Genomic DNA, 22,353 nt, shown 5'->3' with positions numbered 1-22,353 from the left:
CGCGCTGAACCGCGCGAATTCACAAACTCGAAAACTTTGGTTTTAAATCAGGCGATTAGGGCAGCGTTACTGCGACAGCGGGACGGCAGGCTTGGCCGGTTCGGCGGGTGCGCCCGGAGTCGCGGCCGGAGCCGAATCGAGAATCGAGGTCGGCCGCGAGTGACCGCCGGCGAGAATCGCCAGCACGATGCTCGAGATGATGAACAGGGTCGCCAGAACCGCCGTGGTGCGGGTCAGCAGGTTGGCCGAGCCACGCGCGGTCATGAAACCGCCGCCGCCACCGCCGCCCATACCGAGCGCGCCGCCTTCCGAACGCTGCACCAGGATGACGCCGATCAGCGCCAGCGCCAGCAGGATATGCACCACCAGAAGGAAGGTCATCATGGGTTCTGAATCTCCAAAGTCCGGGGGCTTTTACACCGTGACGGCGGAGAGGGAAAGGGCCTGCCGCCGCGAAGCTTGCAGGCTGCGGGCCGGACTTGACTTTTGGGGAATGTTCTATTATTGTTCTTTGGTAGATTTCTGCCCGCTGGACAGCGCCCGACCGCCTGGCGCGATGAATATGGGATTGCGCCAGATCAGGCGCCGCCCTGCCCGTGCCCACAGCCCTCACACCACCGTCTCCTCGGGCTTGTCCCGGGGATCCACCTGTCCGTTCTGCCAGGTCATGACCAGCGAAAAGGAAAGGGATGCTCGGCACAAGGCCGAGCATGACGACTTTCTAAATAACTGACTTAAAAGGATAATCAGAAATTAAGCTGAAATAGGCGCAGATACGCCGAGATAGCCACAGATAAGCCGGGATAAGTGCCGATACGCTCGGATAAGCGGAATAAGCATAAATAAGCATCGCCCCAGCCGGAATAAGCCCCGGCCCAGACCGGATAAGCCTTCGACTAACGTACCGCCGGATCGTCGTAGGGATGCGAACAGCCCCAGGGATCGGTGACGGTCCAGCTGCCGTCTTCGTTCGGCTCGGCATAGCCCGGCCCGACCGGCACCTTCCCGTGGCCGCCGGGGATATCGAGGATGTAGGTCGGCTGCAGCAGGCCCGAGGTATGCCCGCGCAGGCGGCGCATCAGGTTCTGGCCCTCGGCCAGCGACAGGCGGAAATGGCTGGTGCCGCGCGCCAGGTCGCCGTGATGCAGGTAATGCGGCTTGATGCGGTTGGCGACCATGGCGCGGAACAGGTCGGTGAGCGCCGCCGGGCTGTCGTTGATGCCCTTGAGCAGCACCGACTGACCCAGCATCGGCACGCCGGCCTCCACCAGTCTGCGGATCGCCGCCGTCGCTTCAGGCACGAACTCGCGCGCATGGTTGGCATGCAGCAGCAGCCACACGGCTTTCTCGCTCGATTTCAGCGCGTCGATCATCACGTCGTTGATCTTTGCTGGATCGACCACCGGCACGCGGGAATGCAGCCGGATCACGCCCAGATGCGGGATCGCGTTCAGCCGCGCGATCACCTGTTTCAGGCGGCGCGGCGACACGATCAGCGGATCGCCGCCGGTGAGGATCACTTCCCAGATCGCCGGATGCTGCGCGATATAGTCGATCGCCGCATCGAGCTGCTCGGCGCTCAGGCCTTTCGAGCCCGGCCCCACCATCTCGCGGCGGAAGCAGAAGCGGCAGTAGACCGGGCAGACGTTGACGAGTTTCAGCAGCACGCGGTCGGGATAGCGATGCACGATGCCCGGCACCGGGCTGTGCGCGTCGTCTCCGATGGGATCGCCGCGCTCGTGCTCATGCGTCACCAGTTCGGCCGCATCGGGCAGGAACTGGCGCGCGATCGGATCTTTCGGATCGCTCGGGTCGATCTGCGCCTGAAGATGCGGCGTGACAGCAACGGCAAACTGCGCGGCAACCTGTTTCAGGGCCGCGATTGCGCCGTCTTCGTCCCGCTCGACCTTGCCCATGGCTTATTTGAAACCCTTGGCCTCGATGATGGGCCAGAAGTCATTCGCCTTCAGGCTGGCACCGCCGACCAGCGCGCCATCCACATCGGCCACCGCCATGAGGGCCTTGGCGTTGTCGGGCTTCACCGAGCCGCCATAGAGCAGGCGGAAACCCTCGCCATCGTCGAACCGCGCCTTCAGTTCCTGGCGCATGGCGGCATGCACTTCGGCCACCTGGGCCTCTGTGGGCGTGCGGCCGGTGCCGATGGCCCAGACCGGTTCGTAGGCGACCACGGTATTCGCCGCCGTCGCATCGTCGGGCAGCGAGCCGCGCAGCTGGGCCGAGACCACCTTCAGCGTCTCGTTGGCGTCGCGCTGCGCCAGCGTTTCGCCCAGACAGACGATGGCGATCAGCCCGGCGCGATGGGCGGCCTGCGCCTTGGCGCGCACGGTGGCATCGGTTTCGGCATGGTCGGTGCGGCGCTCGGAATGGCCGGCCAGCACATAGATCGCGCCGGCATCCTTCAGGGCCTCGGCGCTGATGTCGCCGGTATGGGCGCCGCTGGCCTTGGCATGACAGTCCTGCCCGCCGACGCCAATGCCAGTGCCCTTGAGCGCGGCGGCCATGGCGGCGACCAGCGTGGCCGGCGGGCAGAGGCCGAGTTCGGCTGCCGGGGCCTGGGCCTTCACCTTGCCGGCCAGGGCCGAAGCCTCGGCCAGACTCGCGGTCAGGCCGTTCATTTTCCAGTTGCCGACGATCAGGGGGCGACGCGCCGCCATGGGACCTCACAGACGTGATGATTGAATGGGCAAAAAACCGCGTCTTCCCTAGCAAGTTCCGGCCGGAAAGGCAAAGCCGGCGCCTTGCCGCCCCCAGCCCCCGCCTTTACACTGCCGGCCCGTTCCGGCCCGGTCATTTACCGGGCTGAGCCTTTGTTTTCGCTTTGCTTTTTTAGGTGGGTCTATGCTTCAGCAGATGCGCTCCGGCGCCGCGTCCTGGATTGCCAAGGGTCTGATGATCCTTCTCGTGTTCAGCTTCGCCATCTGGGGCATCGGCGATTACGTGTCCGGTTTCGGCAGCAGCGGCGACGTCGCCAAGGTCGGTTCGACCAGCATCGGCCAGCAGGAATATTCCGATGCGCTGCGCCGCGAGGTGAACCAGCTGCGCCGCCAGTTCGGCCCCGGCTTCAGCCTTGAGCAGGCCAAGCAGCTCGGCATCGACGAGACCGCGCTGAACCGCATGATCGAGGACAAGCTCTATGTGCAGGCCGCGCGCAAGCTCGGCATCGGTGCCAGCGACGCGCAGGTGCGCGAGCTGATCATGAATGCCTCGGCCTTCAAGGGCATGGGCGGCCAGTTCGACCGCCTCGCGTTTGAAAACTATCTGCGCAACGAAGGCTACAGCGAGGGCATGCTGGTGGCGCTGCTGCGCGACGACGTGCTGCGCAGCCAGTTGCTCGGCAGCCTTTTCGGCAGCGTGGTGCATGCGCCCGATGCGATGGTGAATGCCGTGCTGCAGTATCGCCTGCAGCGCCGCATGGCCGAATTCATCGTGATCGATCCGGCCAGGCTGCCGGCTCCGGCCGCGCCGACCGACGCGCAGATCGAAGAGTTCTACAAGGCGCATCCCGTCAGCTTCACCGCGCCTGAGCGCCGCAATGTGGCCTGGTTCGACATTTCCGCCGCGCAGCGCGCCACTGTGATGAATGTGACGCCTGAGGAACTGCGCGAGGAATATGACTCGCACCAGCAGGCCTACATCACGCCGGAGAAGCGCAGCGTCGAACAGGTGGTGTTCACCACCGAAGCCGAAGCCAAGGCTGCCGCCGAAGCCATCGCCAAGGGCGAGAGCTTCGCCGCCATGGCGGCCCGCCTCCAGAAGCTGAAGCCGGAAGACCTGTCGCTGGGGCTGGTGACGCGGAACGATCTGCCGGCCGCGATCGCCAATGCCGCCTTCGCGCTGGAGAAGGACAAGGTCAGCGACCCGGTGATCTCGCCCTTCGGCTTTCATCTGCTGCGCGTCACCGACATCCAGGCCGGCACCACGCGCAGCTTTGAATCCGTGCAGACCGAGCTGCGCAACCAGATCGGCCTCCGCAAGGCGGCCGACGGCATGGTGAAACTGCGCCAGCAGATCGACGACCAGATCGCCGGCGGCGCCACGCTGGATGAAATCGCCAAGACGCAGAACCTGCCGACCAAGCAGGTCGAGGGCATCGACGCGCAGGGCGCCGACACGGCCGGCAAGCCGGTCGAGGCGCTGCCCAAGCTGCCGGCCTTCCTGAGCGAAGCCTTCCAGCTCGGCACCGAGGCCGAACCGCAGATCGTCGACAGCACCGATGGCGGCCTGATCGTGCTCAAGGTGCTGGCGATCCAGCCGGCGACGCTCAAGCCGCTGGAACAGGTGAAGCCGGACGTGGTGGCCGCGCTGGTCGAACGCGCCCGCGCCGATGCCGCCAACGACCGCGCCAGGCAGATCGCCGAGCGCGTCCGCAGCGGTGGCGACCTTGCCCGCGAAGCCGCCGGCATCGGCGCGGCCGTGCAGCTGAGCGCACCGCTCAGCCGCGGCGGCCAGCCGGCTGAACGCAGCTTCTCGCCTGCGGTCATCAGCGCACTGTTCGCCTCGCCCAAGGTCGGCGATGTGGTGAGCGGCCCGGCCGCAAGCCCCGCCGGCGGCGCCATCGTGGCGAAACTGTCAGGCATCGAACAGCCCGACCCGGCCCTGATGGCCCGCCAGCAGGAGCAGGCGGCGCAGCAGCTTGCCGGCGGCATGACCCAGGATCTGGTGACGCAATACAAACTGGTGCTGCAGAAGGAAATCGGCGTCAGCATCAACCCGGAAGCGCGCGCCCGCGCCGCCAACTTCTAAAGGCCGTTGATCACATCATGAAGATCACGCCCGACTATGCCAGCTTCGCCCAGCGATACATGGCGGGCGAAGCCCAGGTGCTCTCGACGCAGCTGGTGGCCGATCTGGAAACGCCGGTCTCGGCCTTCCTGAAGCTGGCCGATACGCGGCCGTGGTCGTGTCTGCTGGAATCGATCGAGGGCGGCGCCGTGCGCGGCCGCTATTCGATCATCGGACTCAAGCCGGACCTGCTGTGGCGCAGCCTCGGCCAGAAGGCCGAGATCAACCGCAAGGCACGCTTCGACCAGACGACCTTCGAGCCCTGCCCGGAACCGACGCTGGAAAGCTTGCGCAAGCTGCTGGCCGAAAGCCATATCGACCTGCCCGCGCATCTGCCGCCGATGGCGGCCGGCATTGTCGGCTTCATGGGCTACGACATGGTGCGGCTGATCGAACCCAGGGTGCCGGATAGCAACCCCGACACGCTCGGCCTGCCCGACGGCCTGCTGATGCGGCCCACGGTCATGGCGATCTTCGATTCCGTGCTCGACATCATCACGGTGGTGACGCCGGTGCGCCCCCAGAGCGGCATGGATGCCCGCGCGGCTTACGCGATGGCGAGCGAGCGGCTCTCCGACATTGTCGCTGACCTTGATCGCCCGCTGGGCGCAGTGCGCGACCAGATCGCCGATCTCGACGCCCTGCCCGAGCCGCAGTCGAACATGTCACCCGACGACTACATGGCGATGGTGCGCAAGGCGAAGGAATACATCGCCGCCGGCGATATCTTCCAGGTCGTGGTCGGTCAGCGTTTCAGCCTGCCGTTCCGTCTGCCGCCGTTCGCGCTCTATCGCGCCTTGCGGCGGACCAACCCCTCGCCCTTCATGTTCTATCTCAACCTCGGCGGGCCGTGCCTCGTGGGCTCAAGCCCCGAGATTCTCGTGCGCCTGCGCGATGAGGTCGTTACCGTCCGGCCAATTGCCGGCACGCGCAAGCGCGGCGCGACGCCGGCGGAGGACCAGGCGCTGGCCGACGACCTGCTGAGCGATCCGAAGGAACTGGCCGAGCACCTGATGCTGCTCGATCTCGGCCGCAACGATGTGGGCCGCGTGGCGCAGATCGGCACCGTGAAGGTGACCGAGCGCAACCAGGTCGAGCGATACAGCCACGTGATGCACATCGTCTCCAATGTCGAGGGCAGGATCCGCCCGGAATTCGACGCGCTGGATGCACTGTTTGCCGGCTTCCCCGCCGGCACGGTGTCGGGTGCGCCGAAAGTGCGCGCAATGGAAATCATCGACGAACTGGAATCCGTGCGCCGCAGCTTCTATGCCGGCGGCGTCGGCTATTTCTCGGCCAACGGTACGATGGATACCTGCATCACACTGCGCACCGCGCTGGTGAAGGACGGCACCATGTATGTGCAGGCCGGCGCCGGCATCGTCGCCGACAGCGACCCGATGTCAGAGCATGTCGAATGCGTGAACAAGGCCAAGGCGCTGATCCGCGCCGCCGAAGAGGCCGAACGCTTCGCCGCGCAGTCCGGTCGCGGGCAGTAGGTTTACGCCGCGATCCGGCACTCCGCCGGGAAGACCAGTGTCACGACGGTGCCCTTCTGCCGGCTTGTGGTGATGGTCAGCCGGCCGCCATGCAACTCGACCAGCTTTTTCGCAATCGGCAGACCGAGGCCGATGCCTGCCGCCTGCTGCGCCAGCAGCGACTGGCCGCTGCCGAAGGGCTCGAAGACATGCTTCAGCTTGTCCTTGTCGATCCCGGGACCATGATCCGACACTTTCACCTGCACGCCAGTCTCGTCCGTGCTTGACTCCACAGTGACCGCGCTGCCCGAAGGGCTGAACTTGACGGCGTTGGAGACCAGGTTGAGCAGCATCTGTCGCAGCATCATCGGATCGGCCAGCAGCCTGCGTGCATCGGCCTCGAATTCGAACGTCATCTTGACCTGACGGCCCTCGGCCAGCGGGCGCAGGATCATCGCGACCTCAGCGGCAACCGTATCGATCTCCACCGACTCGAGCCTGGGATGCAGGCTGCCGCTCTCGATCCGCGTGATATCGAGCACCTGGTTGATCATGTCGAGCAGATGCGCGCCGCTGCGATGGATATCGCGGCCGTAATCCTGATAAGTCTTCGAGACCGGGCCGAGTACGGCGCCGGCGATCAGTTCGGAAAAACCAAGGATCGCATTCAGCGGCGTGCGGAGTTCGTGGCTCATGCGCGCCATGAAGTCGCGCTTGGCGCGGTTGGCCGCCTCGAGTTCCATCAGCGCTTGGGTCACTTTTCGCATCGCCGCATCGCGGCGCGCCATCAGCACCAGCAGCCAGCCGGTCAGCAGGATCACGACGATGCTGCCGATAAAAACGCCGGCGACCTTGGGCCAGGCCTGCCGCAGCCAGGCAGCCTGAAGGGCTTCGGCCCGCAGGGCACCACCGACGATCAGGGGATAGGGATCGACCGTCGCATAACTGACCTTGATCGGCATCTTGAGTTCGCCGATACGGTCGCGGTCGAATACCGTCATCGGCGGATGCTCGCCCTTCAGTGACGCAAGGTCGAAGCCCGGCAAATACCTGCCGATCCGTTCGCGTGGATCCGGCGTCAGATGCAGCACCACGCCGTCATCCCGTATCAGGCCGATGGCGGACGGCGCAGATACCAGCAGGTCGCGGTAAGCTTCATCAAAACTGGCCACCGGAATGGCAGCCAGCAACATGGCAACACCCGATATATTTGGCTGCGGCTTCATGACCAGGGGAATCACCGGGCGACCAGTGACACGGCTGGCCAGTGGTTCGCCGATATACATCTGGCCGGATTTGGCATTGCGCATGGCGATCATATAATCGCGATCGCCGACATACACCTCCGGCCCGCTGCGCTCGATCCGCATCAGATGGTCGGTTGCGTCGATCACGGCGATGCCGATCGGGTCGTCATCGCTGCTCTGCATCCGCAGCGCCAGCCCGCCGAGATACGAAAGATCGACGGCCCAGCCGCTGGTCTGCAGGGATTCGTCCAGGGCGATCAGGATCGTGTGCGCCGTATCGAAGCTGCGACGGGCATGGGTCTTCAGAACCGGTATCGCGCCGATCAGTTCGGCCGAGGCGGTCCGGTAAATACGCTTGCGGTCGTCGGTCACCCATACCGCGGTGACAGTCCAGGCCACCGCCAGCACCGCAGCCACCAGCAGAATGACCAGCCGGCGCGGCGACAGGAAAGCCCGGTCGGCGCGTGCAGTTTTCGATATCAGTTCGGCGGGCAAGCTTGAGCTATCCGATGACTGGTGACAGTGCGTCAGGCGCAAAGTATGGTCGCGAATAACAGGCTGCGCCAACAGAATAATTTATCCGCCTGCATCACAACCCGCTGACAATCGACCTTCAACCATGCCGACATCCTTCAAATCCATCCGTGCCCGCGCCGAGAAACGCAAAGGCGCCGCTACGCTGAAGAAACTGCTGCCCAAGGTGCCCGACCAGAAGGCGCTGGCGAAACTGAAGGACGACCGCGTTCTGGCCGAAATGGCCAGGCGGGTGTTTTCCGCCGGCTTCGTCTGGAGCGTGATCGAGAATAAATGGGACGGGTTTGAGGCTGCCTTCCTCGGCTTCGAACCGCGCAAGCTGGTGCATAAGCCCGACGAGTTCTGGGAGAAACTGGCCTCCGATAAACGGATCGTGCGCAACCCACAGAAAATCCGCAGCGTGCGCGACAACGCCCAGTTCGTTCTCGACATCGCCGCCGAGCATGGCAGCTTTGGCAAGATGCTGGCGGCATGGCCCGGCACCGACCAGATCGGCCTGCTGGACCTGCTGGCCAAACGCGGCGCGCGGCTGGGCGGCAACAGCGGCCAGTATCTGATCCGCTTCCTCGGCAAGGACAGCTTCATCCTGTCGCGCGACGTGATCCTGTGCCTGCGCGATGCCGGCGTCGATCTCACCGAAAAAGGCACGTCGAAGGGCGACCTGAAAAAGGCGCAGGCACAATTCAACGCCTGGCAGGCGGAAAGCGGCCTGTCGCTGGTGCATCTCTCGCGCATCTGCGCCATGTCGGTCGGCGAGAATTACGATGCCGCACGGCTGAAGCGCGCCACGGGCGACAAGGACTAAACCACCCGTCCTCCGCGCTTTCATGGTTACCGGGCGGTAAACCGCGCAGCAAAAAAACTGAAATTTTCCGGATGGTCTGTATGCGGCGGGCTTTATAGCCTCCGGGTATGAAACACGAGCGTACCTTCGATGCCATCCGCTTTGAGCAACACGGCATTCACGCCCGCGACGCCGGCCTTCATGCCGAAGCGGCGGCGGATTTCGCCCGGGCCGTGGCGCTTGATCCCGGCCGGTCGCTGTCCTGGCTTGGCCTGGCGCTGAGCCAGATCGATCTCAAGCGTCCGCAGGATGCACTGGAAAGCTTGCACCGCGCCCAGCAACTCTCGCCGCAGAGCGGCGTGGTGACCCACCTGCTCGACTCCCTCAGTGGCCATACCTCAGCCCGCGCACCAGAAACCTATGTGTCGTGGCTGTTCAATACCTATGCCGAGGGTTTCGACATGCATCTGGCCCGGCTCGGCTATCAGGGCCCGGCCATGCTGCACCGTCTGGCCATCCGCGCCGGCTGGGTCGCCGATGGCAGCCACAGCATCCTCGATCTTGGTTGCGGCACCGGCCTGAGCGGCCTGCCTTTCCTCTCCTATGCCGCGCGGCTGGATGGCGTCGATCTCTCGACCGGCATGCTGGAGCAGGCCCGGCGGCGCGGCATCTACGCTGATCTGCATCATGGCGAGGTCCATGCCGTGCTGCGTGGTTTGCCGGCTGGCAGCCGCGACATGATGATCGCGGCCGATACGCTGATCTATATCGGCGATGTGGCCGAACTGTTCCGCCTGGTCGCCGGGCACCTGAAGCCGGGCGGCAGCTTCCTGTTCACGGTGGAAACCGGCGAGCAGAGCTTCACGCTGGCGCCAAGCGGGCGCTACCAGCATGCGGATGACTATCTGCAGGCCTGCGCGGATGGTCTGTTCGATTTCGCCGACCGCATCGAAGGCACCATCCGCGTCGAGGCCGGCCGCCTGATGCCGGCCCGCGCCTACCGCTTCACGCGCCGCTGAGGCTTATCTACTGCTGTCTGCGGTTCAGGAAGGGATTGCTGTAAACGCGCCCCTTCGGAGGAAAGGCCTTGGCGAGGTAGTCCAGCGTCTTGTCGAGGTCCTCGCCTTCCAACTCGGCCATGTTGTGCCGATCCACCATGATCTTCAGCACCTCGGCCCAGCGCTCCCGGGTATGTCCCTGCGCGCGGACAAGGTCCGAACCATGGCAGGCTGTGCAGAGATAGAAAGCTTCATCGCGGTATTCGCCCTCGGGAAACACTGTCGGTTCCTCGGGCTCACGCTCATCCTGCGCGACGCTGCCGGCCGCAAAGGCCAGCAGCGCCGCAGCCGCAACGGCGGCGTAAACGAACTTCATCGACATCCATTCTCCGTCGCGATCAGGCCGGCACCAGCACGGCGACGCGATGCATCGCATTGCCGTTATAGCCCTGCGGATTCCAGTGGCCAGGTGCATGCCCCTGGCTACGGCCGTTGCTGTCGGTCGCCTTGACCCAGAGTTCGTAATAACCGGCATCCGGCAGTTTGAGATCGGCAGTCCAGGTCTGCCATGCGTATTTGTTGGCCGCCTTGCCGACTTTCGCCGTGGTCCAAGTCTGGCCGAAATCGGCCGAGACATGCACGTCCCTCACCGAATGATCGCCGGCCCAGGCATGGCCGCGCAGGCCGACCTGCCGCGTACCGGCCTTCAGCTCGGTGCCGTTGGCAATGTTGGTGATGATCGAGCGCACCGGCATCGATTCCAGGATGCGGAAGTTTTTCGGATCGGCCTTGTCGCCCGGCACCATCGGCTTGATCGGCACGCGATAGCTGGTGCCGCCCATACCCTGCCCGTCATGTTCGCGGTCGCGGATCCAGATTCGATTGACCCATTTCTGCGACGTCGAGCCCGGCCAGCCCGGCACGATCAGCCGCAGCGGAGCACCGTTGATCTGGGGGATCGGCCCGCCATTCACCGCATAGGCGATGATGGTGTGCTCCTCCATCGCCTTGGCAATCGGCACGCCGCGGCTGATCGCCGGCTTGGTGGCATCGCCCGAGAGATGCGTGTCGCTGCCGTAATGCCCGGTATAGACCGCGCCGGGCTTCAGCCCCGCAGCCTGCAGCACATCCTTCAGCCGGATGCCGGTCCAGCGTGCATTCGAGATGGCGCCATTGGTCCACTGATTGCCGCTCGCCTTGGGCTCGAAAGCGCTGCGGCCATTGCCGCCGCATTCCATCTGCAGCGCAAGAGTGACCGGCTGGAACTTCTTCTTCATCTCGCCCAGCGTCAGCTTAAGCGCGTTGTTCACTTCGCCGTCGACGGTGAATTCCCAGCTGTCGGGACTGCTGACCGGGTCCGGCGCGACGCCGTTGTTGCGGATGAATATCTTGTCGTTCGGCGTGACGTCGTCGTTGAGCAGATGCTCCGGCGTCTCCGCCACAAGCGGCTTGTCGCCGAGGATGACCAGATCGGCCTTGCCATCCATTTTCAGCACCTTCGGTGCGGCCCCCGCAGGTGCGCCCTGGGCGAGCGCGGCGGGAACATAGCCGCTCGGCATATTGCCGCTGAATGGAATGGCGCCGCCCACGGCTGCGCCCATTGCGGCCAGTGCGCTGCCTTTCAGCAGACCGCGCCGGTTGAAGACCAGCGCATCGGCGCGCTCCGGGTCATCGCGATACAGTTCGAAAAGGCCGCGTTCCTTGCTGCGCATACCCATGGCGATCCTCCATTGCCGAGCCGCGGTCTGTCGCCGCGCCGACAGACAGACTGCAAGAAGTCCGGAGGATTGTCACGAGGATAAACAGTCAATTACTGTAGTACGCGAGGGCGAGTGCCTAGCGCTCCTGCTGCTGGCGCCGCAGCAGCACGGTGCTGACCGGCACCAGCGTGAAGCCACGCTCCTGCGCCGTCGCGATCCACTTCTCGAGCGCCGTCAGCGTCGCGCCATGCGGATGGCCGATGGCGATCACATCACCCCGGCTGCGCGCCATGCGCTCCATGGTGGCGAGTTCATGCGCGATGCCGGGCGAACGGTCGTCATCGAGGAAGATGTCGCGTTCGGCCGCATCCACGCCACGCTTGCGGGCGAGCGCGGGACCGGCCGAGTTCGGGCCGGACAGGCTGTCGAGCCAGAAGACCTGGCGGCGGTTGATCTCGTCCAGCACCTGCCCCATGCGTGCGGCATCGGCGGTGAAACGGCTGCCCATATGGTTGTTCACGCCGACATAATCGCTGAAGCGATCCAGATGCCAGGTGAGCCGGCGCTGCAGTTCATCGGCATCCAGATTGACGAACAGCGCATTCGGACCGGGATTGTTGCGCTTGGCGTCCAGCGGCTCCATCGGCAGATGCAGCATCACTTCATGGCCGGCGGCGCGCGCAGCGGCGCTCTGCTCGGAGAGCTCGTTGGCATAACTCATGAACGACAGCGTAACCGGGCCCGGCATGGCGATGACGCGCTGCGTGCCCTTGCGGTCGAGACCGGCATCGTCGATCAGCAGCGCCACATAAGGCGGCCTGGCATTGGCCGGCGGCGGCACGGCGCGGGCGCGCCAGGCATGGCCATTGGTTTCACCCGAAGCAGCAGGCCGCGTGAAAGACGGCGGCACCATCGGCGCGGCGGCAAGCACTGGCTTGTTGGCGGCCGTGCCGCGCGACGCAGGCACAGCAGGCATCGGCCCAGGAACAGACGTGGCAGCCTTCGGCAGTTCCGCTTTCGCGGCAGGTTCGGACCTGGTGGCAACTGCCGCGACGGGCTGACCTTCCGGCACGTCATTCACCGGCACCGTCCCAACATCGACGGTCGGCAGCGGAGCAGACGTTTCGATCTGCGGCGCAGGTGCGACAGCCGCAACCTTGGCCAGGTCGGAAATCGGACGCCAGCCCTGCGAAGAGGCGGTGGGCGCTTCACCAGTCCTGGCAGCCTGCTGCTGCACGGGCGCTACGACCGGCACGGCAGGCGACGGCGCGGCGAGCGCAACGGTGGCGGTCGGCTGCGGACGCGGCGCATTGCCTACCGCCATGCCCATCACGACGCCACCGCCCAGCAGGGCAGCGGCGGCCGTCATCAGCGGCCAGTTGACGGCGAAGAAGCTGCGCTGCTTTTTCGGCGCGGCCGCAGCAACGGTGGTGGTTTGCGGGATCTGAGCACCCGGTACGGCGCGCGACTGCATGGCGCCATAGGCACCGGCAGCGGACTGGGCGGTCGCAGGACGTCGCGGCTTCAGCTTAAGATCGCTCATCTGACCCGGTTAAAGGATATCCGCAGAGGCGGCAAGACCGACTCGCTTTTGCGTTGCGGCATTGTCGGTTTCGCATGGTTAGCGAAGGGTAAAAACAGCTGCCCCGAAGGCCCTGCGGGTATGTTAAATTCCGGTCATGCAGCTCGTCAGTATCGTCACCGATGACATCACCCGCTTAGGTCTCGACGCCATCGTCAACGCGGCGAATGAAAGCCTGCTGAGCGGTGGCGGCGTGGATGGCGCCATCCATCGCGCCGCCGGACCGGAATTACTGGCGGAATGCCGTGCTCTCGGCGGCTGCCCCACCGGCCAGGCGCGTATCACCAAAGGCTATCGTCTGCCCGCCCGCCATGTGATCCACACGGTGGGGCCGGTCTGGCGCGGCGGCCACGCCAGCGAAGCGGAGCTGCTGGCGGACTGCTATCGCAACAGTCTGACGCTGGCACGCGACCATGACCTGCAAAGCATCGCCTTCCCGGCAATCTCGACCGGCGTCTACGGCTATCCGCTCCAACAGGCGACGGCGATTGCGATCCGCGAGGTGCACAACTGGCTGGCGCGCGCGCCACAGCCGCGCAGCGTCACCTTCTGCTGCTTCTCGGCCGAGGTGGCGGCGGTTTACTCCGCCGCCCTGGCTTCAGCGGCCTGATCGAGCCGGAAGAAGGTGATTGACGCGGCGAGATCCTTGGCCTGATCGGCGAGCGACTGCGCCGACGCCGTGGTCTCTTCCACCAGCGCGCCGTTGCGCTGGGTCATCTCGTCCATCTGCGTCACGGAATCGTTGATCTCGTCGAGACCCGAGGCCTGTTCCTGGCTGGCAATCGAGATTTCCTCGATGATGCCGGCGACGCGTTTCACTGAATCCACGATCTCGGTCAGGCTGACGCCCGCCTCGTTGACCAGCTTGGCGCCATCGCGCACCTGGCTGTTGGAGGCCGAGATCAGTGCCTTGATCTCCTTCGAGGCATCGGCCGAACGCTGCGCCAGGCCGCGCACTTCCTGCGCCACGACGGCGAAGCCCTTGCCCGCCTCGCCTGCCCTTGCCGCCTCGACGCTGGCATTCAGCGCCAGCAGGTTGGTCTGGAAGGCGATCTCGTCAATCAGGCCGACGATATCGACGATCTTACGCGCGCTGTCCTCGATCTGACCCATCGCCGTCACGGCGCGACCGACCACGGTGCCGCCCTTGTCGGCGGTGTCGCGCGCGCTGACGGCCAGCTGGCTGGCCTGCCGCGCATTGTCTGCATTGTGGCGCACGGTGGCGGTGATCTCTTCCATCGACGCCGCCGTGCGCTGCAGGCTGGCCGCCTGCTGTTCAGTGCGCTGCGCCAGATCGTTGCTGCCGACCGAGATCTCCGCCGAGGCATCGCGCACGTTGCCCGCCGTCTGGCTGAGCCGGCCGACGATATCAGCCAGCTTTTCGGCCAGCGTATTGGCATCGCGTGCCAGTTGTTCGAACAGTCCGCGATGGCCGCCGCCGATGCGATGGGTCAGGTCACCCTGCGCCAGCGCACCCAGCATGCTGCCAAGATCGTTCAGGGCGCGCTCGACGGTGCCGAGCAGGTCGTTCACGCCGCCGCCCAGCCGCTGCATCACGCCCTGCAGCGCATCGGCATCGATGCGGCGCGTGAGATCACCCGCCGTGGCCGCCGACACGATCTGGCCGATCGCCTGCTCCAGCAACGCTTCCTGCGCCTTGCGCTCGTTTTCGAAAGTCTCCCGGTCGCTTTCGACCTGGCGCTGCAGCGCTTCATTCTGCTGGCCGCTGGTTTTCAGCACTTCGACGGCGCGCGCCATCTCGCCGATCTCGTCGCTGCGGCCGGTTTCGGTCAGGTCCACTGCCCAGTCGCGCTCGGCCAGCCGGCGTGTCGCCGTGGTCAGCCGCACGATGGGCGCGGCAATCTGCGGCCCGGTGAACAGCACGCCGATCAGGGCGGCGATGCCGAGGCAGAGCACGGTGATGACCACCAGCATGATCTGCGCGGTCCTGGACTGGCCGCTGGCATTCTCGGCGGCGCTGTCGGCCGCTGCGGTGGCAGCAGACACCAGCGCATCCACCTTGCCCGACAGTTCGGTGGCGGCATCGCGCGCCTTGCCGAGTGCGAAGGCGGCCGTGGTGATGGTGCGGATCTCGTTGCGACGGCTGCCGAACAGGCTGTCGGTGCCCTGGCCATGCGCGAGCACGACATTGATGCTGTTCTTCAACTCGGACACATCGAACTGCCGGCCGGCGATTTCGATCTGCTCAAGCGCCGTGCTGTTCAGTTTGACGAATTCGGCAAACTGCTTGTCGACCTCTGCATTGTTTGGTGCCTGCGACGCCACCGACAGGGTCGCCACCAGCTGGCTCACCGCATTGCCGGCCGAGATCAGCGCATTTGCAGCTGTCGCCGTTTCCGGCTTGGCATCGGGCTTGCGCAGTTCGGCAAGGCCGCGCTCCAGCGCCGGCCGCATCACATCCTGGAAGGCGATGTAGTCGGTGCCGAGCCTGGTCAGCATCTCTTCGCGATCATGGTGATAGCCCAGGCGCGCATTCACCGACCGATTGATCTGCGCCACCATCGTGTTGAGCAGCTGCACCGACTTCTCGATCTCGGCAATCGCTTCGGCATTTTCAGCGCCGGCCGCGACCTTCACGGTCTCCACCGACTGGACCAGCTTCTGCTGTTTGGTCTTGAGATCGTTCAGTGCCTTGTCGCGCTCGGCATCGCTGGTGGCATTGGCCAGCACCGGGGCGGCGGCGGCGAGCTCGGCGCTGGTCGAGGCGAGGTTCAGCGCGGTGATGACGGCAGGCAGGTTGGTGCTGGTGATGCCGGCGTAGCTGTCCTGTACCCGGCCAAAGAACAGGCCGCCGACCGCATTCGAGATCAATGTGAGTGCGGCCAGTACGCCAATGGCCAGATTCAGCTTCTGCCGGATGCCCATGATCTTCCCCCCTGCACGGCCGTTCTCGGCCGTCTGCCAAGCCTTCTCCCGAGCCGGAGGGGCTTATTCTTGTAACTCATATATTTACCGGCACGGCTAGCACCGTAAAGGGCGATGGCAGGGCACGATTTTTCAGCGGCGAAGCGAGGCTTTGGGGCAATTCCCAATATCTGGGAGGCCTCCTTCGTTCCTCCTACAAGATATATGACTTAGCCTGTGGAAAAATACTTGACCCGTATCAGGAACCTCATTAGAACATTTGCAGGTTTCTTGTTCGTTCCCCGTCCAGCCCACTCGGCACCGCCCCTGCGGTGTCAAGGCTGGCGAAACCCGACCCGAGGAGGCTTGCCATGCTGACCCGCAAGCAGCACGACCTGCTGATTTTCATCCACGAGAAGCTGGAGAATTCCGGCGTCTCTCCCTCCTTCGAGGAAATGAAGGAAGCGATGAAGCTGAAATCCAAGTCCGGTATCCACCGGCTGGTGACCGGCCTGGAGGAGCGTGGCTTCATCCGCCGCCTCGCCCATCGCGCCCGCGCGCTCGAAGTGCTGCGCTTGCCCGATTCGGCCGTGCCGACCCGCGGCGGCATCGGCGCCACCGCCACCCGCCCGACGGCCGCACCGCGCAATCGCCTGATGCCGCGCGTGGTCGAGGGCAACCCGAACGCGCCGATGCCGGGCACCCCGGTGAGCGTCAATCCCTATAACGCACGCGACATCGTCACGCTGCCGCTCTATGGCCGCATCGCCGCCGGTACGCCGATCGAGGCGCTGCGCGACATGAGCACGCAGATCGATGTGCCGATCGGCCTGCTCGGCAATGGCGAACACTATGCGCTCGAAGTCGCCGGCGATTCGATGATGGATGCCGGTATCATGGACGGCGATACCGTGATCATACAGCGCAGCGAGAATGCCGAAAACGGCACTATCGTGGTCGCGCTGGTCGATGATCTGGAAGTGACGCTGAAGCGCCTGCGCCGCAAAGGCAACTCGGTGGCGCTCGAAGCCGCCAACCCGGCTTACGAGACCCGCATCTTCGGCCCCGACCGGGTGAAGGTGCAGGGCCGCCTGGTCGGCCTGCTGCGCCGCTACTGAGTTTCAGCGGATAGACTCAAAACGGGGCGCTGGAAAGCGCCCCGTTTTTTTGTCTGTGAAACCGGATCAGGCAGCGCGCTTGTGCCGCCCCTCTTCCAGTTCTTCCACGATCTTGCTGCAAAAAGCATCGAGGTCGTCGGGCGAACGGCTGGTGACGATCCCCTTGTCGGCTACCACCTCCTTGTCGACCCATTTGCCACCGGCATTGACCAGATCGGTCCTGATCGACTTGTAGGATGTGACCGCACGGCCGCGCACCGCATCTGCCTCGACCAGCAGCCACGGCCCGTGGCAGATCGCCGCCACCACCTTGCCGTCCTTCAGGAAGGTCTTCACCACGCCCATGGCGTCGGTGTCGACGCGCAGCTTGTCCGGATTGATCTGGCCGCCGGGTATGACCAGCGCATCATATTGATCGGGCCTGGCTTCGCTGATCTTGAGATCGACATCCACCGACTCGCCCCAGTCGGCGCCCTTCCAGCCGCGAATGGCGCGGCCGGTCGGCGATGCGATATGCACCTCGGCACCGGTCTTTCTCAGCTTGTCGCGCGGGACGATCAGTTCCGACTGTTCGAAACCATCGGTGGCGATGATGAGGATGCGGGATTTTTTGATATCCGTCATGGGCTACTCTCCTGACTCTTACTCCGGGAGAGAAACCAACCCGCCAGCAGGGGCCTTTGTTCCGTTCAGGCGGTCACGTTGCCGGCCAGCATGAACATCACGAACAGCATCATGACGAAGGCGATCATGCAGCCCGGGACGATGCTCCAGTAACGGCTGTAGGGCCAGACCGGCAGCACGAGCAACAGAAGGATCAGCATGATCGCGAGGATGGGCAGCATCGGGTGGGCTCCGCTCGACAGGGCTGCATGGCAATGGCGCGAGTCCAACGGGTGCGCTTTGCCTGCGTTCCGTATGCTGCAAAATTTTTCAGTCGACCTGCGACCTGTCGTCGCGGCTGCGGCTGTCCTCATGCCCTTTCGCATTCACCCAGGGCCGGCGGCCCCGGGTCTGCGCCATACTGACTGTGCGGATCCCCTGTGCCGGATCGAGATAGAGCGCATGCGCGCCGCTGCGCCACAGGTCATTGCGGTCGATCACGATTCTGGCGGAAGGGCAACGATATCGCACTGCCATCCGGGCCGAGATCACCACATCGGCGTGGCGGCAATCCTCGGTGATCGCCTTGGGCTGCTGCGGCAGGGCGACGAGAAACCCCTGGTATCTCCAGCTGCAGCCGGCGGGATCGCAGCGCAGACTGCCATCGGCGCCGCTGCGCCCCTCGCCCGACCGCTGCTGGGCACGCGACAAGCTTGGCCATGGATAAAGCGGCGGCGCGCCGAGGCGCTCATACCAGGTCTCGGCCGCAAAGCCGCGCGGCGGAGCAGATGAGAAGTAATAGCGGTCCGGCTCGGCGGCACGTGCCGCCAGCAGGCGGCCATCGGCACTCACGAGAAAATCGGGCTGCGCGATCAGCCAGGGCGATGCCGTGCCGACGAGCAGCCCGATCACGCCGAGCCAGCGCCAGCGCTGTCGCCACAGGCAGAGCCACAGACCGCCGCCGGCAATCGCGGCCAGACCCCAGAGCGGCATCGCCGGAACGGTGCCGACCGCGTCGGGCCATCCGGCCACCCAGATGGCCAGCGCGATCAGCGCATCCACCGCCCAGACCATCGGAGTGAGCGCCAGGGCCTCCAGCCCGAGCGGCATCAGCAGGAAGGCCAGCACCGTGAGCGGCATGATGATGAAATCGACCAGCGGCGCCGCCAGCAGATTGGCGATCAGCGCGTAATCCGCCACGCGGTTGAAGTGATAGGCAGCGAACAGCGACGACCCGAGCCCGGCGACGAAACTCGCCGCCATCACCCCGCCGAGCCAGAGCAGCGCGATCCGCAGCGGTCCGGCATGACTGCGCCAGCGGGTCAGCTTCGGCGCCAGATGCTCGAAGGCCGCCACCAGCGCCGTCACCGCGGCGAACGACATCTGAAAACCCGGATCGAGCAGACTGTCCGGCCACAGCACGAGCAGCAGCAAGGCGGCCCAGGCCACGGCGCGCAAAGTGATGGCGCGACGGTCCAGCATGACGGCGAGCAGCGCCAGCGCGATCATCGCCAGCGCGCGTAAAGTTGGCAGCGCCGCACCGGATACCAGTGTATAGGCGACCGCGCCGAGCAAGGCGGCGAAGGCCGCCCATTTCTTGATCGGATACTGCAGTGCCAGACGCGGCGACAGCGCCAGCACTGCACGCACCAGAAAGAACAGCAGGCCGGCCACCAGCGTCAGATGCAGTCCTGAGATCGACAGGATATGTGCAAGCCCTGAATCGCGGAATGCGGCATCGACATGATCCGGAATGGGTCCGCGCACACCGGTCATCAGGGCGGCGGCAATCGCGCCGCCGGCGCCTTCGGTCTGCGCCGCGATGCGTCGCGTCCAGTCCTGCCGCAGCGCGCTGAGCGACAGCATTGCCGCCTCGCGCCAGCTGCGGGTTTCCTCGGCGGGCATGATCTCCGCCGTGCTGATCGCATAGCCCACCGCACCGATCTGCCGGAACCAGGCATAGCGCGCGAAGTCGAACGCGCCCGGCATGGCAGGCTCAGGTGGCGGCAGCAGCATGGCCCGCACACGAATGCGCTCGCCCGGCCACAGCATCTCGCCATCGCGCGGCAGCGTGATGCGGATTCGCTTCGACGTCTCTGCCTCCTGCAATCCGCCGAACTGCAGATCATCCAGCAGCAAGCGATGACCGGCATCGCGCGGCTCGACCTCCAGCACGCGCGCATGAATCCAGACCGCGCCGCTAGGCCGCGTCAGCACCGGCGCGGCGACCGAAGCGGTGCGTTCCGCGCCGAGCCAGAGTCCGGAGACCAGTGCCAGCAGCATGATCAATGGCCAGCGCAGATAGGCCCGCCGCCAGAACAGCAGCAGCGTCAACACGGCCGCCGCCATGCCCAGCCTGAGCGGCAGCAGCCTCGGTTCGACCGGCAGCAGGAAATAGATGGCCACGCCGCCGCCCAGCAAAGCCGGCAGCCAGAGGAACCAGCGGTCGCGCTCGGCCAGCAGCGTGGCGACGGCATCGAACTGCCGCAGGTCGCGCCAGCCGGCGGACATGCCGGACACCGCCCGCTGCCGCAGGATCTGCCAGTAGAGTCCGTGCTCCAGCCTTGCCATGGCGAAATCTCTGCATGGCAGCCATTCCCGCGCCAATCCGTGCAAAACGGGAACGGCGGCTTGCCCGCCTGCCCCTGTATGCTAAAACCCTGCTTCCCAAGTTTCCTGGATCATCCGATGACCAAAGTCGTTACCCGCTTCGCCCCTTCGCCGACCGGCTACCTGCATATCGGCGGCGCCCGCACGGCGCTGTTCAACTGGCTGTTCTCGCGCCATCACGGCGGCACCTTTCTGCTGCGCATCGAGGATACCGACCGCGAGCGTTCGACCGACGATGCCGTGCAGAAAATCTTCCAGGGCCTGAAGTGGCTCGGGCTCGACTGGGATGGCGAACCGGTGATGCAGTTCTCGCGCATGAACCGCCATGCCGAGGTGGCGCACAAGATGCTCGCCGAGGGCAAGGCCTATCACTGCTATTGCTCGCAGGAAGAACTGGAAGAGATGCGCAACAAGGCCAAGGCCGAGGGCCGGCCGATGCGCTATGACGGCCGCTGGCGCGACCGCGACCCGAAGGATGCCCCGGCAGGCGTGAAGCCGGTCGTGCGCTTCAAGGCACCGCAGGCCGGCAGCACGGTGATCAAGGATCATGTGCAGGGCGACGTCACCTTCCAGAACGAGCAGCTCGATGACCTGATCATCCTGCGCTCGGACGGCACGCCGACCTACAATCTGTCGGTCGTGGTCGATGATCACGACATGGGTGTGACGCATATCATCCGCGGCGACGATCACCTGACCAATGCGGCACGGCAGACGCAGCTGTATCTCGCGGCCGGTTTCGTCGTGCCGGACTTCGCGCATATCCCTCTCATTCACGGGCCGGATGGCGCCAAGCTGTCCAAGCGCCATGGCGCGCTGGGCACCGAAGCCTATGCCGATATGGGCTACCTGCCGGCGGCGATGCGCAACTACCTGCTGCGTCTGGGCTGGAGCCATGGCGACGAGGAAATCATCTCGACGCAGCAGGCCATCGAATGGTTCGGCCTCGATCATGTCGGCCGTTCGCCGGCGCGTTTCGATTTCGCCAAGCTGAACAACCTGAACGGCCATTACATCCGTCACAGCAGCGACGATGACCTGCTGGCTGCGGCACTGCCGTTTGTCGAGAAGAAGCTCGGTCGCGCCTGCAATCAGGCCGAAGTGGCGCAGATCAAGGCGATCCTGCCCACTGTGAAGGAACGCGCCAAGGACCTGAACGAAATCACCGAGGCGCTCGGCTTCCTGTTCGTCGCCCGGCCCATTCAGGCCGATGCCGCGGCCCAGAAGCATCTCGACGATGCCGCCAAGGCGCGGATCAGGACCATGATCGAAACACTGAACGGCGTGAGCGACTGGACGGCCGCCAGTACCGAAGCTGCGGTCCGGGCCTTGAGTGAGACGCAGCAGGTCAAGCTGGGCCAGCTGGCGCAGCCGCTGCGCGCGGCCCTCACCGGCCGCACCGTTTCGCCGCCGATCTTCGACGTGCTCGCCGTGCTGGGCCGCGAGGAAACGCTGGCGCGCCTGGCAGACGCTGCCAGATGACGCGCGCGCGGCCGCCGGTTCTGATCGTGCCGGGCCTGGGCAATTCAGGCCCGGAACACTGGCAGAGCCACTGGCAGCGCAAACACCCAGACTTCACCCGTGTCGAGCAGGCCGACTGGGACACGCCCGTCTTCGCGGACTGGCTGGCGCGAGTGGATGCGGCGATTGCCGCCTGCCCATCACCGCCGCTGCTGGTCACGCATAGCCTGTCTTGCTCGCTGGTCGCTCGCTGGGTGGAACGCCACGAGGGCCTTCTGCACGGCGCATTGTTGGTCGCGCCTGCCGATGTCGATTCCGAAAGTCATACACCGCCCGAGACACGCGGCTTCCGTCCGATGCCGCTGGCGCGCTTTACCTGCCCGGCCATCGTGGTGGCCAGCACCAATGATCCCTATGTGGATTTCGCCCGCGCGCAGTTCTTTGCCTCGCGCTGGCATGCACGCTTTGTTGATGCCGGACCGCTCGGCCATATCAATTCCGCGTCCGGTCTGGGCGACTGGCCGTTCGGTTATGCTCTGCTGGAAGAATTGATGGCGGCGGCTAACTAGG

At 65.2% G+C, this 22,353-nt stretch carries 19 protein-coding genes; 8 read left to right on the top strand and 11 right to left on the bottom strand.

Annotated features, from left to right (window positions below; genetic code table 11):
* Positions 1–66: 66 nt before the first annotated feature.
* The 3 genes from secG to tpiA form a co-directional block, all read right to left on the bottom strand.
* A complete protein-coding gene (gene secG, locus FNB15_RS14880) occupies positions 67–384 on the bottom strand; it encodes a preprotein translocase subunit SecG (RefSeq protein WP_144069464.1) in 318 nt (105 codons plus the stop codon).
* A gap of 512 nt (positions 385–896) precedes the next feature.
* Positions 897–1,916 (bottom strand): lysine-2,3-aminomutase-like protein, encoded by a 1,020-nt coding sequence (locus tag FNB15_RS14875; RefSeq protein ID WP_144069463.1) that lies wholly within the window; start codon positions 1,914–1,916, stop codon positions 897–899.
* Between the two features lie 3 nt (positions 1,917–1,919).
* Complete coding sequence (gene tpiA / locus FNB15_RS14870; RefSeq protein ID WP_144069462.1) at positions 1,920–2,675, bottom strand: triose-phosphate isomerase; 756 nt, start codon at positions 2,673–2,675, stop codon at positions 1,920–1,922.
* A gap of 184 nt (positions 2,676–2,859) precedes the next feature.
* Between tpiA and FNB15_RS14865 the strand changes: the two genes are divergently transcribed.
* Both FNB15_RS14865 and trpE read left to right on the top strand, forming a co-directional pair.
* Positions 2,860–4,764: a peptidylprolyl isomerase gene (locus FNB15_RS14865; RefSeq protein ID WP_144069461.1), complete on the top strand. Its 1,905-nt coding sequence runs from the start codon at positions 2,860–2,862 to the stop codon at positions 4,762–4,764.
* A gap of 17 nt (positions 4,765–4,781) precedes the next feature.
* Entirely contained in the window at positions 4,782–6,302 is a 1,521-nt protein-coding gene (trpE, locus tag FNB15_RS14860) for an anthranilate synthase component I (protein WP_144069460.1), read from the top strand.
* Positions 6,303–6,304: 2 nt separating this feature from the next.
* On the opposite strand, the gene FNB15_RS14855 is transcribed toward trpE, so the two are convergent.
* Positions 6,305–8,023, bottom strand: coding sequence for a sensor histidine kinase (locus FNB15_RS14855; protein WP_144069459.1), 1,719 nt, complete (start codon positions 8,021–8,023; stop codon positions 6,305–6,307).
* A gap of 124 nt (positions 8,024–8,147) precedes the next feature.
* Here FNB15_RS14855 and FNB15_RS14850 point away from each other — a divergent pair, with 124 nt between their 5' ends.
* Positions 8,148–8,867, top strand: coding sequence for a DNA-3-methyladenine glycosylase I (locus FNB15_RS14850; RefSeq protein ID WP_144069458.1), 720 nt, complete (start codon positions 8,148–8,150; stop codon positions 8,865–8,867).
* A 107-nt stretch (positions 8,868–8,974) separates the two neighbouring features.
* Entirely contained in the window at positions 8,975–9,865 is an 891-nt protein-coding gene (locus tag FNB15_RS14845; protein WP_144069457.1) for a class I SAM-dependent DNA methyltransferase, read from the top strand.
* 7 nt (positions 9,866–9,872) lie between these two features.
* Here the strand turns inward: FNB15_RS14845 and FNB15_RS14840 are convergent, their stop codons facing one another.
* The 3 genes from FNB15_RS14840 to FNB15_RS14830 form a co-directional block, all read right to left on the bottom strand.
* Entirely contained in the window at positions 9,873–10,226 is a 354-nt protein-coding gene (locus FNB15_RS14840) for a hypothetical protein (protein WP_144069456.1), read from the bottom strand.
* Between the two features lie 16 nt (positions 10,227–10,242).
* Positions 10,243–11,562 carry a sulfite oxidase gene (locus FNB15_RS14835; RefSeq protein ID WP_246068696.1) on the bottom strand — a complete coding sequence of 440 codons (1,320 nt, stop codon included), beginning with the start codon at positions 11,560–11,562 and terminating at the stop codon, positions 10,243–10,245.
* Between the two features lie 118 nt (positions 11,563–11,680).
* Positions 11,681–13,087, bottom strand: a complete 1,407-nt coding sequence (locus tag FNB15_RS14830; protein WP_144069455.1) for a divergent polysaccharide deacetylase family protein — start codon at positions 13,085–13,087, stop codon at positions 11,681–11,683.
* A 136-nt stretch (positions 13,088–13,223) separates the two neighbouring features.
* On the opposite strand from FNB15_RS14830, the gene FNB15_RS14825 reads away from it, so the two are divergent.
* Complete coding sequence (locus FNB15_RS14825; RefSeq protein ID WP_144069454.1) at positions 13,224–13,736, top strand: O-acetyl-ADP-ribose deacetylase; 513 nt, start codon at positions 13,224–13,226, stop codon at positions 13,734–13,736.
* Here the strand turns inward: FNB15_RS14825 and FNB15_RS14820 are convergent.
* Positions 13,706–16,012, bottom strand: coding sequence for a methyl-accepting chemotaxis protein (locus FNB15_RS14820; RefSeq protein WP_144069453.1), 2,307 nt, complete (start codon positions 16,010–16,012; stop codon positions 13,706–13,708). The genes FNB15_RS14825 and FNB15_RS14820 overlap by 31 nt on opposite strands.
* A gap of 350 nt (positions 16,013–16,362) precedes the next feature.
* Between FNB15_RS14820 and lexA the strand changes: the two genes are divergently transcribed.
* Positions 16,363–17,109 (top strand): transcriptional repressor LexA, encoded by a 747-nt coding sequence (gene lexA, locus FNB15_RS14815; RefSeq protein ID WP_144069452.1) that lies wholly within the window; start codon positions 16,363–16,365, stop codon positions 17,107–17,109.
* Positions 17,110–17,175: 66 nt separating this feature from the next.
* Here lexA and FNB15_RS14810 read toward each other — a convergent pair whose 3' ends face one another.
* From FNB15_RS14810 to FNB15_RS14800, 3 genes are all read right to left on the bottom strand, one after another.
* On the bottom strand, positions 17,176–17,733 hold the full coding sequence (locus FNB15_RS14810; protein ID WP_144069451.1) for a type 1 glutamine amidotransferase domain-containing protein: 558 nt from the start codon (positions 17,731–17,733) through the stop codon (positions 17,176–17,178).
* Positions 17,734–17,798: 65 nt separating this feature from the next.
* Positions 17,799–17,954 (bottom strand): DUF3309 family protein, encoded by a 156-nt coding sequence (locus FNB15_RS20965; RefSeq protein ID WP_185973569.1) that lies wholly within the window; start codon positions 17,952–17,954, stop codon positions 17,799–17,801.
* Between the two features lie 88 nt (positions 17,955–18,042).
* Positions 18,043–20,283 (bottom strand): ComEC/Rec2 family competence protein, encoded by a 2,241-nt coding sequence (locus FNB15_RS14800; protein WP_144069449.1) that lies wholly within the window; start codon positions 20,281–20,283, stop codon positions 18,043–18,045.
* Positions 20,284–20,400: 117 nt separating this feature from the next.
* Here FNB15_RS14800 and gltX point away from each other — a divergent pair, with 117 nt between their 5' ends.
* Together gltX and FNB15_RS14790 are read left to right on the top strand one after the other, a co-directional pair.
* The gene (gene gltX, locus FNB15_RS14795) at positions 20,401–21,804 is read left to right on the top strand and encodes a glutamate--tRNA ligase (protein ID WP_144069448.1); all 1,404 of its coding nucleotides are present in this window, start codon (positions 20,401–20,403) and stop codon (positions 21,802–21,804) included.
* The gene (locus FNB15_RS14790; protein WP_144069447.1) at positions 21,801–22,352 is read left to right on the top strand and encodes an RBBP9/YdeN family alpha/beta hydrolase; all 552 of its coding nucleotides are present in this window, start codon (positions 21,801–21,803) and stop codon (positions 22,350–22,352) included. The genes gltX and FNB15_RS14790 overlap by 4 nt, the downstream gene beginning before the upstream one ends.
* Position 22,353: the final 1 nt, after the last annotated feature.

The sequence above is a fragment of the Ferrovibrio terrae genome (assembly GCF_007197755.1).
Lineage (GTDB): Bacteria > Pseudomonadota > Alphaproteobacteria > Ferrovibrionales > Ferrovibrionaceae > Ferrovibrio > Ferrovibrio terrae.
Note: the sequence above shows the minus strand (reverse complement) of the source record. Positions and strands in the feature narration are given on the sequence as shown.